The organism is Sorangium sp. So ce124, from assembly GCF_051525235.1.
GTDB lineage: Bacteria > Myxococcota_A > Polyangia > Polyangiales > Polyangiaceae > Sorangium > Sorangium atrum.
The window spans coordinates 5,892,935-5,910,548 of the sequence record NZ_CP150312.1; the positions used below are offsets into that span (position 1 = coordinate 5,892,935).

The 17,614-nt window shown below is 73.9% G+C and carries 11 protein-coding genes; 6 read left to right on the plus strand and 5 right to left on the minus strand.

The features are described 5' to 3' along the window. Positions 1-96: 96 nt before the first annotated feature. Entirely contained in the window at positions 97-867 is a 771-nt protein-coding gene (locus WMF19_RS22100; RefSeq protein ID WP_437901655.1) for a carbon-nitrogen hydrolase family protein, read from the minus strand. 103 nt (positions 868-970) lie between these two features. Beyond that, positions 971-1,417 (minus strand): response regulator, encoded by a 447-nt coding sequence (locus tag WMF19_RS22105; protein WP_012236479.1) that lies wholly within the window; start codon positions 1,415-1,417, stop codon positions 971-973. 271 nt (positions 1,418-1,688) lie between these two features. Here WMF19_RS22105 and WMF19_RS22110 point away from each other — a divergent pair, with 271 nt between their 5' ends. Further along, a complete protein-coding gene (locus WMF19_RS22110; protein WP_437900886.1) occupies positions 1,689-6,116 on the plus strand; it encodes a protein kinase domain-containing protein in 4,428 nt (1,475 codons plus the stop codon). Positions 6,117-6,228: 112 nt separating this feature from the next. Here the strand turns inward: WMF19_RS22110 and WMF19_RS22115 are convergent, their stop codons facing one another. Further along, the gene (locus tag WMF19_RS22115; RefSeq protein WP_437900887.1) at positions 6,229-7,602 is read right to left on the minus strand and encodes a hypothetical protein; all 1,374 of its coding nucleotides are present in this window, start codon (positions 7,600-7,602) and stop codon (positions 6,229-6,231) included. A gap of 197 nt (positions 7,603-7,799) precedes the next feature. Beyond that, positions 7,800-10,538, minus strand: coding sequence for a transglycosylase SLT domain-containing protein (locus tag WMF19_RS22120; RefSeq protein ID WP_437900888.1), 2,739 nt, complete (start codon positions 10,536-10,538; stop codon positions 7,800-7,802). A 263-nt stretch (positions 10,539-10,801) separates the two neighbouring features. Between WMF19_RS22120 and WMF19_RS22125 the strand changes: the two genes are divergently transcribed. The 3 genes from WMF19_RS22125 to WMF19_RS22135 all read left to right on the plus strand — a co-directional run bounded on the left by WMF19_RS22125 (position 10,802) and on the right by WMF19_RS22135 (position 13,848). After that, positions 10,802-11,284 carry a MarR family winged helix-turn-helix transcriptional regulator gene (locus WMF19_RS22125; protein ID WP_272099655.1) on the plus strand — a complete coding sequence of 161 codons (483 nt, stop codon included), beginning with the start codon at positions 10,802-10,804 and terminating at the stop codon, positions 11,282-11,284. Positions 11,285-11,639: 355 nt separating this feature from the next. Further along, the gene (locus WMF19_RS22130; protein WP_437900889.1) at positions 11,640-12,806 is read left to right on the plus strand and encodes a hypothetical protein; all 1,167 of its coding nucleotides are present in this window, start codon (positions 11,640-11,642) and stop codon (positions 12,804-12,806) included. A gap of 244 nt (positions 12,807-13,050) precedes the next feature. Then, entirely contained in the window at positions 13,051-13,848 is a 798-nt protein-coding gene (locus WMF19_RS22135) for a CDP-alcohol phosphatidyltransferase family protein (protein WP_437900890.1), read from the plus strand. Positions 13,849-13,869: 21 nt separating this feature from the next. Here the strand turns inward: WMF19_RS22135 and WMF19_RS22140 are convergent, their stop codons facing one another. Continuing rightward, entirely contained in the window at positions 13,870-14,580 is a 711-nt protein-coding gene (locus WMF19_RS22140) for a cob(I)yrinic acid a,c-diamide adenosyltransferase (protein ID WP_437900891.1), read from the minus strand. A 96-nt stretch (positions 14,581-14,676) separates the two neighbouring features. Between WMF19_RS22140 and WMF19_RS22145 the strand changes: the two genes are divergently transcribed. Together WMF19_RS22145 and moeB are read left to right on the plus strand one after the other, a co-directional pair. Then, positions 14,677-16,227: a hypothetical protein gene (locus WMF19_RS22145; RefSeq protein WP_437900892.1), complete on the plus strand. Its 1,551-nt coding sequence runs from the start codon at positions 14,677-14,679 to the stop codon at positions 16,225-16,227. Between the two features lie 206 nt (positions 16,228-16,433). After that, positions 16,434-17,597, plus strand: coding sequence for a molybdopterin-synthase adenylyltransferase MoeB (moeB, locus tag WMF19_RS22150; RefSeq protein ID WP_437900893.1), 1,164 nt, complete (start codon positions 16,434-16,436; stop codon positions 17,595-17,597). The last annotated feature ends 17 nt before the right edge of the window (positions 17,598-17,614 follow it).

Here is a 17,614-nt window from a genome sequence, read left to right on the forward strand (position 1 = left end):
TGCGCCGCGCCCGCGCGGGGCAACGCGCTCCTTTGCCCGAGCGCGATCGACGTTCGATCCTCCCCGCGAGGGCGCGCTGGCGCTCCCCGCTCCCCCTCAGGTACCGCGCCGGTCTCGGGCGAAGCGCAAGGTGGCGCGCACCGCGCTCGGCCCCGGGCCGGGCGGCGCCGCCGCGACCGACCGCCCTTGCGCGTCGAGGATGCGCGAGCCGCCCTGGCCCTCGAGCGCAGGGCGGGACGGCCCCCAGTTGGCGTTCACGATCGCGATGCGATGGCGCCGGGCGAGCGCGGGCAGGAGGTCGGCGCGCATGTCCCCTTCCCCGGGAGAATCGACCCACGCCGTGGGGAAGAGCAGCAGATCGGCCTCATCGAGCGCGTCGCCCGCGTCCTCGGAGAGGAAGTGAACATCGAAGCAGATCGCGACGGTCAGCTTGATGCCGCGCAGCTCGAGGACTGGGGTCCCCAGATCTCCCGGCGCCGCCCAGCGCTCCGGGAACCACGGATGACGCTTGCGGTAATGGCCCACGCGCCGTCCGTCGCCGTCGAAGACGAGCAAGCTGTTGTAGGAGCGGCCCCCGCTCGCCTCGACGAGGGGGCCGGCCAGCGCGATCCCGTGCCTTCGCGCGAGCTCGGCGAGCCGCGCCGCCGACTCGCCGTCGATCGGCTCCGCGAAGCGGCGCAGATCGCTGTCGCCCCGCGGCGAGACGTAGCCCGTGAGGATGAGCTCGGGCAGCAGCGCGAGCTCGGCCCCCGCGAGCGCGGGCGAGGCGAGGAGACGGTCGATCTCGGCGAGCGCGCCCTGCCGGTCGCCGAAGCGCTGCGGCAGCTCGAGCGCGACCACGTCGAGGAGGCGATCGCTCAAGGGCACCACCGGACGCGCCCGCACCGCGAGCAGGCTCCCGCGCCGCCCGGCGGCGATCCGGTCGCGTCGCCCTGGACAGCGCAGCGCAACGCCACGGGGCGCCCCCGGCTCAGCGGTGGTTCCGCGCGACCTGGAGCTGGTGGAGGCTCACCGCCAGGTCGACCTGGCGGCGCAGATCCGAGGCGATCCAGGGCTTCGTGATGATCCGGAAGGCCGCGCTCTCCCGGGAGATCTTCTGGATCTGCTCGACGTCCGTCGGCGCGCAGACCAGCACCGGGACGTAGCTCAGCCCCTGCCGACGCAGCTCGCGCAGCAGCGCGAGCCCGCTGAAATGAGGCATCCGATAGTCGGCGACGACCACGGCGGGCGGCTCCTTCACCGCGGCCGCCAGCGCGCGGCGAGGGTCCCCGAAGGTGCGGACCTGGTAGCCGGAGCGGAGCGCCCGATCCATGAGGTCCAGGTTGAGCTCCTCATCGTCGACGGCGTAGAGGAGGGCTCCTTGGCCCCGACCACTCGAAGGTGGCGGCATGCTGCCGGAGTGCGGGGCATTGCCCATCAAGCGCGAGGGTATCAGACCTCTTCCTCCCGCACCACGCGCTCAAGCCGAGGCGATCTGGTTGCCTGCATCACGCCCAGCGAAGGGCAGCCGAGCTCGCGGCACTGCAGGAAGGCCGGTAGAGGTGGGACTCGCGTCGACCCGACACCCGGCCGGCCCCGCCTGCCTCGCGTCGCTTCAGCCCGCCTCGAGGCGCCGCGAGCGATCAACCTGGTCCGGCAGCGGCGTTCACGATCCACTCCGGCAGCGTTCGGCGGTAAGAGATCAGGAGATGCCCGCTCGCGATGGATTGCTCGAGGTCGGCGCGCTCGTGGACGGCCGGTATCAGGTGCTCGGCCACCTCGGGAGCGGCGGCCATAGCGTCGTCTACGATGCGCGCCAGATCGTGACCACCCAGCGCGTGGCGCTCAAGCTGCTTCGGCCCGAGGTGCTGCGGCGCTCGCGCGAGTCGGGCTCCCAGGAAGCGCGCTTCGAGCGGGAGATGCAGGTCATCGCCCAGCTGAGCCACCCGAACATCGTTCGCCTGCTCGACGCCGGGCGCCTGCCCGAGGGCGAGCTCTACCTTGCGCTCGAGTACGTCGACGGCGAGACGCTGACCGCGCGCTGCCAGCGCACGAGGGGGGTCGAGCCGAGCGAGGCGAAGCGGCTGATGCTGCAGGTGCTCGACGCCATCGGCTTCGCCCACGAGCGCGGCGTCGTGCACCGCGACCTCAAGCCGCACAACATCATGGTCGCCGGGTCGGGCAAGCGGACACACGCCAAGGTGCTGGATTTCGGCATCGCCGCGCTCATCGGCGAGGCCCGGTCCGCCGACTACCGCGCGCTCACCCCCACCGGGGAGTTCAACGGGACCCCGGCCTACATGGCCCCGGAGCAGCTCGTGCAGTCCACCCCGACCACAGCGGCGGACATCTATGCATGGGGGCTCACCTTTCTTGAGTGCCTGATCGGCGCGCCCGTGATGCACGAGGCGACGGTCGCGGAGGTCATCTTCCGCCAGCTGAGCCCCGAGCCGGTGCCGATCCCCCGCGCGCTCCGCGGCCACCCCCTCGGCGCGCTGCTCGAGCAGGCGACCGCCAAGTCGCCGGCGCACCGCTTCCGGTCCGCCCGCGAGGCCTACGAGCTGCTGGACGAGTGCGACGTGTCGGAGATCCCGTGGCCGCTGCCGCCAGATCCCGGCCACGCCGCCTCGCAGAAGGAGCGCGGCGGCGCCCTGGAGCAGCGGGCGATCGTGACGCGACCGGCGCGGCAGGTCGAGGCCGAGCAGGAGACCCAGCTCGTGCCCTCCGAGCAGATCGAGCCGCCGCCGGGCACGGTGCGCAAATCCCCCGAGCAGCAGCGGCAGGACGAGCGGCTCGGCGCCGCGCCGACGCTCGCGATCCCAGGCCGCAACCTCGCGCCCGCCGCGGCGCCGGCGATGCCGATCCGCAACGCGTCGATCCACCTGGGCGCCTCCGGGAGCCCGCAGACGGCGCCGGCGACGAGCTTCACCTCCCGCCCCAGCGTCGCGCCCGGGACGCGGCCGATGTCCACCAGCGGGCGCGGCGAGCGCCGCCAGCTCACCGTGCTGGTCTGCGGGCTCGCCGGCGCCGAGCGCATCGCGGACACGGTCGACAGCGAGGCGTTCCACGAGCTCGTCCAGATGTATCAGGCGGTGTGCGCCCAGGTGATCGGGGCGCACGAGGGGGTCTTCCTCCGCTCTCCAGGCGAGGAGACGATCGCGTATTTCGGCCACCCCGTCGCGAGGGAGGACGACGCCCTTCGCGCCGTGCAGGCGGCGCTCGATCTGGTCGAGCAGATGTCCCGCCTGAACGCGCGCGAGCTCGTGTCCATGCCGCTGTCCGTGCAGGTCGGCGTGCACACAGGGATCGTCGTCGTGGCGGACAGCGACGCCGCGCCCTCGCTCGCAGGCCCGACCTTGAACGCCGCGACGCAGCTGAAGGCCCACGCGGAGCCGGGCACGGTGCTCGTGAGCCGCGCGACGCTGAAGCTCGTCGAGGGCTATTACCACGTGGACGCGCTCGGCGAGATCAGCCCGAAGGAGGCGCGCCAGCCGATCGAGGTCTTCGCGGTGCACGGGCGCACGACCGCGCGGGACCGGCTGGACGCGAGGATGCAGCACGGGCTCACGCCGCTCGTCGGGAGAGACAGCGAGCTCGACGAGATCGCCGCCCGGTGGACGCGGGCCGCGGGGGGCGCGGGGCAGGTCGTGCTGATGACGGGCGAGGCGGGGATCGGCAAGTCGCGGAGCGTGCGCGCGTTCCGCGACCGGCTGGCCGGGACGCCGCACCTGTGGCTCGAGGCGCGCTGCTCGCCCCAGCTCCAGAACAGCGCCTTCTATCCGGTGATCGAGCTGCTCAAGGCGCTGCTCGCGGGCGATCGCGAGCGCGCGAGCACGCTGAGCGGCGCCGCGCCGTCGACGGAGCGCGGCGCAGGGATCGAGCCGCGCGAAGACCGGCTCGCGCGGCTGGAGAAGCTGCTCGCCGAGGCGGAGGCGGGGCCGCTCGCCGTCCCGCTGCTCGCCGCGCTGCTGTCGATCCCGACCGAGGGACGTCACCCCGTGCCGGCGCTCACCCCGCAGCGCCAGCGGCAGGAGACCATCTCCTCGCTCCTGCAGCTCTTCCTCGGGCTCGCCGATCGGCAGCCGCTCGTGCTCACGGCCGAGGACCTGCACTGGGCCGACCCGTCGACCCTGGAGCTGCTCGGCCGGCTCATCGACGAGGGGCGGCCGTCTCCGCTGCTGCTGCTCCTGACCGCGCGCCCGACGTTCGCGCCGCCGTGGCCGGTGCGTTCGCACTTCACCCAGATCTACCTCGCCCCGCTCAACGCCGAGCGAATGCGGGCGCTCGTCCAGCAGCTGGCCGGCGCGTACGCGACGAGCGGCGCGCCGGGCATGAAGGCGTCGCTGCCGGACGAGGTGATCCGGACGCTCGCCGAGCGCAGCGACGGCGTCCCGCTGTTCGCCGAGGAGCTCACGCGCATGGTGGTCGAGTCGGCCGCCGCGCAGGCCGCCGCAGGGGAGTCGACCGGCGCGCCGAGCGCCGCGCGCCAGGGGGTGGGCGCGCTCGAGATCCCGACCACCCTCCAGCACTCGCTGATGTCGCGCCTCGATCGCCTGGGCCCTGCCAAGGAGGTCGCGCAGCTCGGCGCGGTGTTCGGCCGATCGTTCGGCTACGAGGCGCTCGAGCAGTGCGCGGCGGGCAGCGCGGGCGCCGAGCCGCTGCTCATGGCGTCGAGCCCCGAGGCGCTGCGCGAGGCGCTCGCGCAGCTCGTCGACGCCGAGCTGCTCTTCCAGCGGGGGCGCCCCCCGCGCTCGACGTACACGTTCAAGCACGCGCTGGTGCAGGACGCCGCCTACCAGTCGCTGCTCCGCAGCACCCGGCAGGTGTACCACGCGCGCATCGCCGCCGTCCTCGCCGAGCGCTCCACGGATACGCCGCCCGAGCTGCTCGCGCGGCACTACACAGAGGCCGCGCTGATCGGCCCCGCCGTCGCGGCGTGGCAGCGCGCGGGCGAGGCCTCGCTGTTCTCGTCGGCGCACGCCGAGGCGATCAGCCAGCTCAGCCGCGGGCTCGAGCTCCTCAAGCAGCTGCCGGAGACCAACGAGCGGACGCGCCACGAGATCACGCTGCAGACCACGCTCGGCGTCCCGCTGATGATCACGCGCGGCTACGCCGCCCCGGAGGTCGAGGCGACGTACGCGCGCGCGCACGCGCTCTGCCGCGAGGCGGGCTCCTCGCCGCAGCTCTTCCCCGCGCTCTGGGGGCTCTGGATCTTCTTCCACGTCCGCGGCGACTACGCGCTGGCGGAGCAGCACGGCGAGCAGCTGCTCGCGCTCGCCGAGAGCACGGGGGACGCCGGCATCACGCTGGGCGCCCACCAGGCGCTCGGCGCGACGCGCTTCCTCCGCGGGCACCTCCGCGAGGCCCGCGAGCACTTCAACAAGGTGCTCGCGCTCTACGATCCCGCGCGTCACCTCCCGCTCGCCTTCCTCTTCGGCCAGGACGCCGCGGCGTTCTCCCTGTCCCACCTCGCCTGGATCGCGTTCCACCTCGGCGAGCCGGACCGCGCCAGGGCCTCGGTCGACGAGGCGATCGCGCTGTGCGAAGAGCTGAACCAGCCCGTGAGCCGCGGCTTCGTCGAGCACTTCGCGGCCGTGCTGTGCTGCCTGCTCGGCGATCTCGCGGGCGCTGAGGCGCACGCGCACGCGCTCAGCAAGCTCTCCGAGGAGGTGGGCATGCCCCACTGGGCGGCGCTCAGCCAGATCGACCTCGGCTGGGCGACGGCGGCGCGCGCGGCCGAAGGCCCGGCCGGCGAGGCGGCGCGCGCGCGCTACGCGGAGGGCGCCGCGCGCATCCGCGGAGGCCTGGCGATGCTGACGGGCGTCGGCAGCCGCGTGTCGCTCACCTACTGGCGGTCAGCGCTCATCGAGGCGGAGCTCGGCGCGGGCAACGTCGACGAGGCCAGCGCGCTGCTCGCCGACACGCGGGCCTTCGTCGAGAAGAGCGACGAGCGCTACTTCGAGCCAGAGCTCTATCGGCTCGAGGGCGAGATCACCCTCGCGCGCGGCGCGCCGACGGCCGCGGAGGCGCGAGATCGGGCCGAGGCGGCCTTCCGGCGCGGGCGCGAGATCGCGGAGGGTCAGGGCGCGCTCGGCCTTCTGGCGCGCCTCTCCGAGCGCCGCGCGACCCGCCCCTGAGCGGAGAGCGACGCGCTGGAAGCGATGAAGCAGCGCGCCCAGGCGGCGCGTCCCGCTGCGTCTCGCCGCGATGCGACCGCCGGAGACGCCGCAGGAGCTCCGGAGCGCGGCGCTAGAGCGCGCCGTGGCTGGGCATCGGCACCCGCCAGGCGACGATCTCGGCGTGCTGCTCGCGGCTGAAGGGCCGCTCGAGGAGCCGCGAGCAGGACTGCCGTGAGCGGAACAGCTCGAGGATGTAGCCCATGCGCTCGGGCAGCGACGCCCAGTCCTCTGCGCCGCAGCCGTAGGTCGTCTGGTCGTGCGCGTCGTACTCGCTCAGGAGCTCGAGGAGCTCGCGATCCTCGATGGTCGCGAGCTCGGCGCAGTGGAGCGGCAAGCCGGGCGGCGCGGGCAGGTCGTGGCCGAGATCCAGGAGCTCGTCCGGCAGGCGCATGGTCATCATTTCCTTCGTGGCCAGCAGGCGCCAGAGCTCCTGCACCTTCTCGGCCTGCTCCCGGATGACGGACCTCAGCGCCTCGGGCAGGAGCCGTCCGGGGACGCCGACCGAGTCGCGCACGCAGCGGACGGGCGCGTTGAGCGCCCGCGCGATGTACGGCTGGAGCCGCACCTGCTCGTGCAGCCCGACGAGCGCGTTGGCGAGGAGGATCAGCTCCGCTTTCCTGTCCTTGTCCTCCGTGAGCATCGCCTCGTGGTAGCGCGCCACGGCGCTGCGGAGCAGCCCCTGTCCGCCCTCCCGAGACTCCCCTGTCTGCAGCCCGTCGAGCAGGGCGGCGAGCTGCGCGTCGCCGGGCCGCGGGCACTCTCGATAGACCTGGATCATGCGGACGAACAGGGGTCCGAGCTCCTCGAAGACCTTGAGATTGCCGTGGGCGATGTCCGAGCTCAGCTCGCGCAAGATCCGCTCTGGGATCTCCATCAGATCGAGTCCATGACCCCACCAGGGCGTGAGCAGGTTGACGCCGCTGACGAGCGGAGCGCGCTCGGGCTCGCCCCTGCCGCGCCCCGTCGTGATGCCGGCGCGCTGCGAGATCACCTCCCGCTCGTCCTCGTCCGAGAGGATCAGCTCCCGGAGCACCGCCGGCACCTCCTCGTTGCGGATGAAACGCCCGGCCGTCTTCGAGGCCCACGTGGCGAAGGTGCACCAGTGGGCGTTGCGTCCGCCGAGCAGCTTCACGAGCTCCGCGGAGATCTCGTAGTAGCACTGGGTGATGAGCAGGTTGCGCAGCACCGGCTGCCGCTCCAGCGCGATGACCGCAGGCACATGGTCGAGCAGCGAAGGCAGCTCGGACACCTCCGAGAGCCGCACGCCGGAGTGCGTCCTCGCGGTGGTCCGCGCCGGGCGCTCCACGACGCCGCTTCGCGTCACCCGGAGCGCCGGCGCCTCCGCGGGCGACGAGAGGGAAGGCCGATAGACACCATCCTGGAAATGGCCGGAGTGCTCGCTCGCCGGTACCGCAGCCATCAGCGGCTTCACAGGGGTCGTCATTCTCCCGTGCTATCTCCGATCGCTACCAGCTGTCCATACCTGTCCATAAGTTCATGATGAAAAAGGCCGGCTGGCACACGGGGTGCTGAACATGTGACGCCGGTCACACGGCGGCATGTTCAGCGGCGTTCAGCCACGTTTAGCCACGTTCGGGCATGCTCGGCCGCGTTCGGTCGAGTGAACAAGGCCCAGCGGCCTCAGGGCTGCGGAGGAGGAGCGGGCGGGGGCGCTGAAGAGGCCGCCGTCGCCACGGCGCTTCCGCCGCGAGGCCAGGTCGTGACGCTCACCCGACGCTCTCGGCCGAAGGTCCGCGCGACGACGGCGCGGACGTCGGCCGGTTCGACCTCCTCGAGCGCGCGGAGCAGCCTCGGCAGGCTGCCTGGGTCGAGCGCAGCGCGCAGCCGCAGGTCCGTGATCGGCCGAGGGGACGCGGGCGGCGGCGCGACCGTGGCGCGCCGCGTGAGCTCTCTCTCGAGATCCAGCTTGAGCAAGGCCTTCGCGAGGGCCAGCTCCTTCCAGGTGGGCCCGGACGCCGCGAGCGACGCGAGCTCGGCGTCGAGGCGCTGCTCCAGCTCGGCGGCGCTCCGCGACGGCGCAGGGGTGAGCTCGACCGCGGCGACGCTCGCCTGCGCGCCGAGCGACAGGCGCCCCGTCACCTCCGACGCGAGCTGCCCTTCCGTCACGAGGGCCTTCGCGAGCCGCGCGACGCGCGGGCCGACGAGGATCTCCATCGCCACCCTGAGCGGCGCCTCGTCCGTGCCTCCCTCCGGCGGCGCGATCCAGCCATAGAGCAGCCGCGGCGCCGGCACCGCGTCGTCGATGACGATCCGCTCCTCGCGCGGATGCGGCCCGATGGGCCGCTCCGGCTCCTCGACGGCGCGCTGGAGCGAGCGCGCGAGCGCCTGCTCGACCGCCGCGCGAGAGACGTCGCCCGAGAGCGAGATCGTCGCCTGGGCCGCGGCGCGCTCGCGCCGGAGCGACTCGGCGAGCAGGAGCTCGCTCGCCGCGCCTGCGTCGCCGCGCGCCCCGATCAAGGTGCCCTCCAGCGGGTGGCCGGCGGGGAACAGCGCGTCCCCGAGCGCCAGCCACGAGGGGCCGTACGGCGCCCGCTCGAGCGCGCGCCGCGAGGCCGCGCTGGCCTGCCGCCTGAGCTCGGCCACGCGCGCGCCGCTCGCCTCGCCGAGCAGCATCCTGAGCCGCGCGGCGACCAGATCGATGCCGACGTCGAGATCCCGCGGAGGCACGGTGATCGCGACGCGCGCCTCGCTGGCGAGCGCGGGCCCCGCCGCGCCGGCGTCGCTCGCGGACCGCACCGGGACGGCGACCGCCGCGCTGATCGAGACGAGCGGCGCCGCTGGGTCTTCGCGCAGGTCGACCGCGATGCCGTTCGGGAGGCGGAAGCGCTGCACCTGCTCCTGGCCTCGCCCCGCGAGGAGCCCGATCTGCTTCTCGATCGCCGCCTCGCGCCCCTTGAGGGCGCGGCGCGCGCTCGGGCCTCCGACATCGTCGAAGGGCGACGTCGAGGCGAGGCGCCCGCTCCGGACGCCGAGCGGGTCGTCCTCGAAGGCAGGGCGAAAGCCGACGCCGCCGCCGATCATCACGATCGGGAGCCTCGCGTCGAGCGCCTCCGGGTTGCCGAGGAGCGGCATGGGCGCCGGCGCCTGGCCGGGCGGGGTGAAGAGGGGGAGCCGGTTCCGACCGAGCGACACGGGGCGGGGCGGCAGCGACGCGCCGTCCAGCGCGAGCTCGCCCGTCGCGGCGCGCTGCGGCAGCCCGGCGCTCGCCGCGCCGCCGCCCTCGTCCTCGTCGAGCTCCTCGTGGTCGAGGTAGGCGGGAAAGAGGGCCATCGCGCGCGCGACGCGATCGGCGGGCAGCGAGATCAGGTGGTCGACGCGGCCGGGCGGGACACGGTCGCGCAGGAGCTCGGGGTTGTGCTCGCGCAGCACGGCCGTCGAGATGCCCGCGGCGCGCGCGATCGTGCGGAGCCGCGTCCCCGGCGGCACCGCGACCTCGCCGAGGTCGAGCGGCGGGAGAGGCGCGACGTCGGGCAGGTCCAACCCGAAGCGCCCGCGGTTCGCCGCGACGATCGCGAAGGCCATGATCTGCGGCACGTAGTCCGCGGTCTCCTTGGGGATGGCGCCGGCCTGCGAGAGCTCCGCGAGCCCGATGGGCCCGCGGGCCTCGGGATCGCGCGTCGCCGCGACCTTCGACAGCGCGCGGAGGACGCCTTCGTGACCGAGGTTGTACGCCGCCAGCGCGAGGTCCCAGCGGCCGAAGCGCTCGTACAGGTCGCGCAGGTGCGCGGTCGCGGCGTCCGTGGCCCGCGTGATGCCCATGCGGGCGTCGATCCACTCGGACTGCTCGAGCCCGTAGGCCTCGCCCGTCCTCGGCATGAACTGCCAGAGCCCCGCCGCGCCGGCCGGCGAGACCGCCCGCGGGTCGAAGCCGCTCTCGATCGCCGCGACCCAGAGCAGATCCTCCGGGAGGCCCGCCTCGCGGAGCGAGCGCTCGATGATCTCGCGGTACGCGCCGGCGCGCCGGAAGCGGCGCAGGAAGAGGGCGCGTCCCTCCTCGGACTGCGCGAAGAAGCGGACGAACCGCATCGCGCGGCGCGTGAGGGGCACGTCGAGGTCCGGCATCGCCAGCGTGGCCAGCACCGCGCCCTCGGGATCCTCGAGATCCTCGTCCGCCGCGGGCTGGAACTCGTGCACGAGGAGCGCCGTGAGGGCAGGCGGCGCGTCGCCAGCGGGCGGAGGGCAGGCGTCGGCCGTCGCCGCGAGGGCGGGCGCGCGGTCGAGCAGGCTGGGATCGCGGAAGGCGCGGTACGCCGCCGAGAAGGACGCGCGCACCGACGGCGCCTGGCCGACGGCCGCGCCCGAGATGCAGAGCAGCGCGCCGAGCCCGGTCCACAGAGCGGCTCGCCGTGCCCAGCTCATCGACGTGGATCTTGCTCCGAAACCGCCCGCCGGCGCTACGGCAAAGCGCGGAGACAACGACGGCGCTGTGGGTAGCTCGACATCGCCGCCCTTCCCGGTGCGTGCCGGCGCGCCCGCGGCGATCCGCGGCTTCCGGCGATCTTCCCGCTCGATTTCCTCGGCGATCTACCCCGGCGCCGCGCCCAGCGCGCGCCCGGGGCCGACGGCCCTCGCTGCGACCAGCACTAGCCGCCCGCGTCCGGGCGAGCTAGCAAGCGTCAGCGATGCGCTCGTCTCAAGCCGGCCCCCCTTCAGAGAAGAGCTCTCGGCTGGGCGAGGTGCTCGACTTCATGAAGCTCCTGTGGGCCGTCGATCACGGCCTGCAGTCGACGTCGAAGCGCATGGAGGCGAAGATGGGCGTGACGGGCCCGCAGCGGCTCGTCATCCGCATCGTCGGGCGCTACCCCGGGATCTCCGCCGGGCAGCTCGCCGAGATCATGCAGCTGCACCCGAGCACCCTCACGGGCGTGCTCAAGCGGCTGCAAGAGCGCGGCATCATCGAGCGCCGGGTCGACCCGAAGGACGGGCGCCGCGCGCTCCTGGGCCTCACCGCGCGCGGGCGCGAGCTCGACAGCCTCCGCACCGGCACGGTGGAGGCGGCCGTGCGACAGGCGCTGAAGTCGGTGCCGCGGCGCAAGCTCGACGCCGCGCAGGACGTGCTCGCGGCCGTCGCCGAGGCGCTGCAACCGCAGCAGGGCGACGAGTAGCGCCGCTGGTCGGATCGGCGCGCGCGGCGCGCGATCCAGCGAGGGCAGCGCCTATCGGAGAATGCCTGCAGGCGCGCACGGCGCTGGAGCCGCCGCGCGCCGAGCGAACGGCGCTTCGCGCCCCGAAGCTCGGCGCGCAGGTGTGATCCGCGCGAAGCGCAGGGCTGGACCGCGACCCGCAGCCCCTCCGGACATCGAACGGAGAAACGGCGGTCGTCCCGCACGGCGATCCGCTCCTCGCCGTCTCCGTGACAGAGGATGTCGCCGCGCCGGACCCGTGAACCGAGGCATTCGGCGCGATTTCCGCGCGGCGCGCGCCGCGCCGAGCGCCTTCCATCACCACGACGGGGGAACAATGAGGCACTGGGTTCTTGGCTCCATCAGCGCGGCGATCCTCGCCGCGGCGTGGGGCTGCGGCTCCGACGAACGAGTCGGGAAAGCAGAGTCGGGGGGCGGCGAGCACGCAGGGGGAGGCGGCGGGCACGCCGCGGGGGGCGGCGGGACCGGCAGCCAGGCCGCAGCCTGCACGATCACGGCCGCGGGGCTGAAGGTGAGCAGCGGCCGCGGGATCACGCCCTCGATCGCGTGGACCGGGGCGGGCTTCGCCATCGCCTGGCAGGAGCGCGCGGCCGACGAGGGCGACATCCACCTCGCCATGGTCGACGCGGAGGGCAACAAGCTGCGGGAGGAGGTGATCGATGACGGGCCGGGCGTCTCCAGCCACCCGAGCGTTCACCGCGACGGGCAGGGCCTGCTCGTCCTCTGGCAGGATCAGGACGGCGCGGGCAGCGTGGTGCGCGGCCGCCGCGCGACGCTGGAAGGCGTGGCCGAAGGCGCGGCCTTCGATCTGGCCAGGAGCCGAGCGGCCGAGTCCTGGCCCACCGCGGCGGCGAGCCAGGACGGGACGCTCATCGCGTGGATGGACGCGGGCGGGTCGCAGCTCGGCCACCTCGACAGCGGCGCGCTGAGCAGCTCGGTGCCGCTGGATCAGGCGCAATTTCCGGCCGTCGCCTCGGACGGCGAGAAGACCGCGGTGGTCTGGACCCAGGGCGACGCGCTCGACTTCGCCAGGCCGGGCCAGGAGAGCGCTCCGCTCGATCCGATCGCGCACCAGGGCGTCACCGCGAAGCTGCCGCGCGTCGTGCTCGGCGGGGACGACGCCTTCCTCGTCTGGGAGGACACCCGCAGCGGCACGGAGCAGATCCGCGCGCTCCGGATCTCCGCGCAGGACGAGGTATCGCCCGAGGTCATCGTCTCGCGGGGCGAAGGCAGCGCCAACTGGCCGGCGCTCGCGTGGACAGGGCACGGCCTCGCCGTCGCGTACTACCAGTTCCGCGACGGCCCCCCCGGCGTCTTCGTCACGCTGCTGAGCCGGGATCTCGAGCCCATGGGCGGCGAGATCGAGGCGAGCGGCGGCGCGACCGCCCGGTACCCGGCGCTGGCCTGGACAGGCCAGGAGCTCGGAATCGCCTACACGGAGCAAGACCAGGGCATCCGGCTCTCGCGCGCCAGCTGCCCGTAGCTCGTCGCGCCCGCGCGGCGCGGTCCGCCGCGGCGGTTCATCGCATCCCGCGCCGCGCGCACGGCGGCGCGCGGGGACGCGGCCTGGCCGCCCGCGACGGCGCGAGGTCATCGCTCGACGCAGCGCAGCTCGATCGGCCGCGGCGAGGCGCCCGCGTCGCCTGACGCGGCCCGGATCGAACCCTGCAACCGCCCTCGGTGTGGCCGTCCTCCCCTGCGCCGTTGCGATCCTAATCTGCACAGCCGTGCTCGGCGCCTACGCCGTGCGCGTCGCGCGCCACGGCCGACCCGCGATGCCGCGGCTCGGCGCGTCTCCAGGGAGCGCGCTGCTCCCCAGGCCGGTGGTCGAGGCCTTCTACTGGTCCTTCCACGCCCCCGCGCGCGCGCTCGTTCGCCTCGGCGTCTCGCCGGACGCGCTCACCTACCTCTCGCTCGGCCTGTCGCTCGCCTGCGCGCCGCTGCTCGCGGCCGGCCGCTTCCGGTCCGGCGCGGCGCTGCTCATCGCCGGCGCCGTCCTCGACGCGCTCGACGGCATGGTGGCGCGCGAAGGCGGCAGGGCGTCGCGCGCCGGGGCGGTGCTCGACTCGTGCCTCGACCGCCTGTCCGACGCCGCGCCGCTCATCGGCCTCGCCGTCTTCTACAGGGAGCACCCCGCGGCGCTCGCGATCCCGCTCGTCGCGATGGTCGCGTCGTCGCTCGTGAGCTACGCGCGCGCCAAGGCCGACGCCTACCGGATCTCGCTGCCCGACGGGCTGATGCGCCGGCACGAGCGGCTCGCCTACCTCGTCGCGGCGCTCGTCTTCGGCCCGGCCGTGCCGGCCATGCGGCTGACCGGCGCCCTCCCCTTCCCGATCACGCTCGGCTGCCTCGCCCTCGTGGCAGGCGTCGGCCTCGCCGCGGGCCTGCGGCTCGTGCAGCGCACGCGCGCCGCCCTCGCGGCGGCCGACGCGGCGGCGCTGCCTGGGCCGAGGACGACCGCGCGCTCCGGTGGAGAGCACCCGCGCCTGCTCCGCAGCGGAAAGGCCACGAGCGCGCCGCTGTGATGCCGACCAGGGCGGCGCGGCTCAGGCCGGCGGCGCCTTGCCGCTCGCCGAGGCGTCGGGCTCCCAGAGGAGCTCCGGCGTGCCGAGGAGCGCGGCCGCCCAGCGGCTCCAGACGAAGAGCGCGTCGCTCAGGCGGTTCAGGTAGCGGACCGCGTGCGGATCGGCGTGGCCAGCCTGGGCGAGGCGCACGCAGCAGCGCTCCGCCCGGCGGCACACCGTCCGCGCGACGTGGAGGTCGGTGTTGAGCCGCGAGCCGCCGGGGAGGACGAACGAGCGCAGCGGCGGCAGCTCGGCCTGGCAGCGGTCCATCTCGGCCTCGAGGAGATCGATCTCGGCCTGCGTGACGCGCGGCTGCTTCGGGTGGACGTCCTCCGGGAGCGTCGCGAGGATCGACCCGAGGTTGAAGAGCTCGTGCTGGACGCGGAGCAGCGTGTGCCCGAGCTCCACGAGGCGCTGGGCGCCCTCGCCCGGCGCCCCCGGGAGCAGCTCGATCAACGTCTGCCGCGCGGCGCCGACGAGCGCGTTGAGCTCGTCGACGGTGCCGTAGGTCTCGATCCGCGCGTCGTCCTTCGGGACGAGCTGCCCGCCGACGAGCCGGGTCAGCCCGCCGTCCCCCTGCCGCGTGTAGACGCGGTTGATCGTGATCTTCGGCTCCTTGAAGACGCGCGCTCCGCTGCTCTCCCGGGCAGCCGGCTCGTGGTCACCCGTCCTGCGCGTATCGTCGTCGCTCACGGGGAGCTCACGTAAGGCGTCGTCGCACGAGGGTCAAGAAACGCCGCCGGAGGCGATGTTGACGTTCCTCCGGAGGAAGTGGAACAGTCCTGTCCTATGCGCTCAGCAGGGCCGCTGCTCCGTCATCCCCTCTCCCTCGTCCTCGTCCTCGCCGCGATCCCCGTCGCGGCGGGCTGCGCCGCCGAGCCCGCCGCGCGACCGGCGCCGCAGCCTGCCGTCACGGCGGAGATGGCGCGCATCGCGGAGAGCCAGCGCCGCGTCGACGAGGCGAGCCGCGCGCTGTCCGACAAGCGGTACGCCGAGGCGCGCGGGCTGCTCGACAAGGCGAGCGGGCTCGGCGTCGACTCGCACCGGTACCAGATCGGCGAGCTGCGCGAGAAGGTCGACAGGCGCGAGGCGAAGGACTGGGCCAACGACGCCGCCGAGCTGCTCGACCAGAAGGAGTGCGAAGCCGCGTTCGACAAGCTGTCGGCGCGGATCGACGAGCTGAAGAGCGAGGCGTTCACCCACGAGGTCCGGCGGCTCGTGGCGTCGCAGGCCGCGGCGTGCGCGAGCAGGAAGGTCGACGACGCGACCATCGCCGGCAAGCTCGCGGAGGCGCGCGCGTTCCTCGCGGCCCCGCCGACGAGGACGGTCCTCGGCGACGCCGCCACGGACCGGCTCACGGCGGAGCTCGACGCCACCATCGCCGAGGTCGTGTATGGCCAGGTCGAGGCGGACGTCTCGGCCGGACGCTGGGCGAGCGTGGTCGAGAAGCTCGACGCCGCCGTCAAGCGGGGAGACGTCTCCGAGGAGCAAGGGAGCGCGATCCTCGGGCGGGTCCGCGCGGCCGCGGGGCCACGGCTGGCCGAGCTCGCCGGCAGAGCGCTCGGCTCCCAGAACGCAGAGGGGACGCTCGGGCAGCTCGACGCGACCATCGCGCTCCTGCGCTGGGAGGCGCTCGCGCCCGACGGGGCCGAGCTGCCAGGGAGCAGCGCGCTGCCCGAGCCGCTCGCGCGGAAGCGCGCCGCCCTCGCGGCGTGGGTCGAGGCGCGGAAGGTCGGGATGAAGCCCATGAAGAAGCCGGAACAGCGCTGGTCTCACGGCACCGTCGAGGCGTCGCCTGCGTCGGACAGCGACGGCGAGCCGAAGCGCAGCCTCCCGCCCTCGACCCCCGTATGGGTCATCGGCCAGACCAAGGACCTCGCGCTGGTGACCGCGGTCGACCCCGGCACGGCCGTGGTCACGGCGGCGTTCGACGTCGCGATCGGGTGGGTGCCGCTGGCGCGCCTCGCCCGGGAGCCGACCGTCGACTGGCTGCCGCCGAACGACCAGCTGAAGGGCGAGCGCGTGTGGGGCCCGCTCCGGGAGAAGCAGCCGACGCTCGAGCTCGGCGTGGTGAGCGACGTCCAGGGAGCCGACATCATCGTCCGGCGGCTCGCCGACGACGCCGAGATCAAGCTGCCGCGCAAGCAGCTCCGCAGCGGGCGCCTCGCCCCGGGCACCAAGGTGCTCGCGCTCTGCAAGTCGGAGAACGAGCCGGCGACGATCATCGACGTGCCGCCCGCAGGCCGCGTCGCGCTCATCCAGTGCGAGGGAGGCATGCAGAAGGAGGAGCCCCTCGCCTCGCTCCGATCGCGGCCCGAGCTCTTGCCCCACAGTCGCTAGCGCCGCGCTCGCGGAGCCCCGCCGGCCCTCCGGCCGCCGCCGGGCGTCTGGCTGCGCCGCGCCGGCAGACCGGGCCGCCGCGCCTCGCCTCTGCCGACGCGCGCGGCGATCGCTCTGCCCGCGTGGCCACAATTATCGACCGCCGGCCGTCCGTCGTTGACTCGTAGCGCCGGGCACCTAAGTCTCTGCATCCCTGAGGAGCCACGATGCCCACGACCTATAGCGACCTCATCTCCGACGTCCGCAAGTCCATCCGCGAGCTCTCGCTGACTGAGCTCAAGCGCCGCCTCGACGACAAGGTCCCGATGGTGCTCCTGGATGTGCGTGAGAAGGAGGAGTACCGCGCCGGCTTCATCCCGGGCGCGATCTCGATCCCGCGAGGCTTCCTGGAGATACAGGTCGAGCAGAGGCTGCCGGACAAGTCGGCCCACATCGTGGCCTATTGCGCCGGCGGCACGCGCTCGGCGCTCGCCGCGAAGACGCTCCAGGAGCTCGGCTACACCAACGTGGAGAGCGCCAACCCGGGCTTCTCCCGCTGGAAGGACATGGCGTACCCGGTCGAGATGCCGCCCAACCTCACGGACGCGCAGCGGGATCGGTACTCCCGGCACCTGCTCCTGCCCGAGGTCGGCGAGGCGGGGCAGGCCAAGCTGCTCGCCTCCAAGGTGCTCCTGCTGGGCGCCGGCGGCCTCGGCAGCCCGGCGGCCCTGTACCTGGCCGCCGCCGGCGTGGGGACGCTCGGCCTCGTCGACGCCGACGTCGTCGACAACTCGAACCTCCAGCGGCAGATCCTCCACGCGACCTCGCGGGTCGGCATGCCCAAGGTCGACAGCGCCGAGACGGCGATCCGCGACCTCAACCCCGACGTGAAGGTCGTGAAGTTCCAGGAGCGCGTCGACAGCGGCAACGTCGATCGCATCTTCGAGCAGTTCGACATCATCGTCGACGGCTGCGACAACTTCCCGACGCGCTACCTCGTGAACGACGCCTCGGTCTTCAAGAAGAAGCCGGTCGTGCACGGCTCGATCTTCCGCTTCGAGGGCCAGGTGACGACGTTCATGCCGGGCGTCGGCCCCTGCTACCGGTGCCTCTACCCCGAGCCGCCGCCCGCGCACCTCGCGCCGAGCTGCCAGGAAGCGGGCGTGCTCGGGATCCTGCCGGGGATCATCGGCATCATCCAGGCGACCGAGGCGGTGAAGCTGATCCTCGGCAAGGGGACGCCCCTCATCGGCCGGCTCCTCACCTACGACTCGCTGCGGATGAAGTTCGGCGAGCTCAAGCTGCGCCGCGACAAGAGCTGCCCCGTCTGCGGCGAGTCGCCGACCATCACGAGCTACATCGACTACGAAGGCTTCTGCTCGCTCGGCTGAGCGGACACGCCACGCGC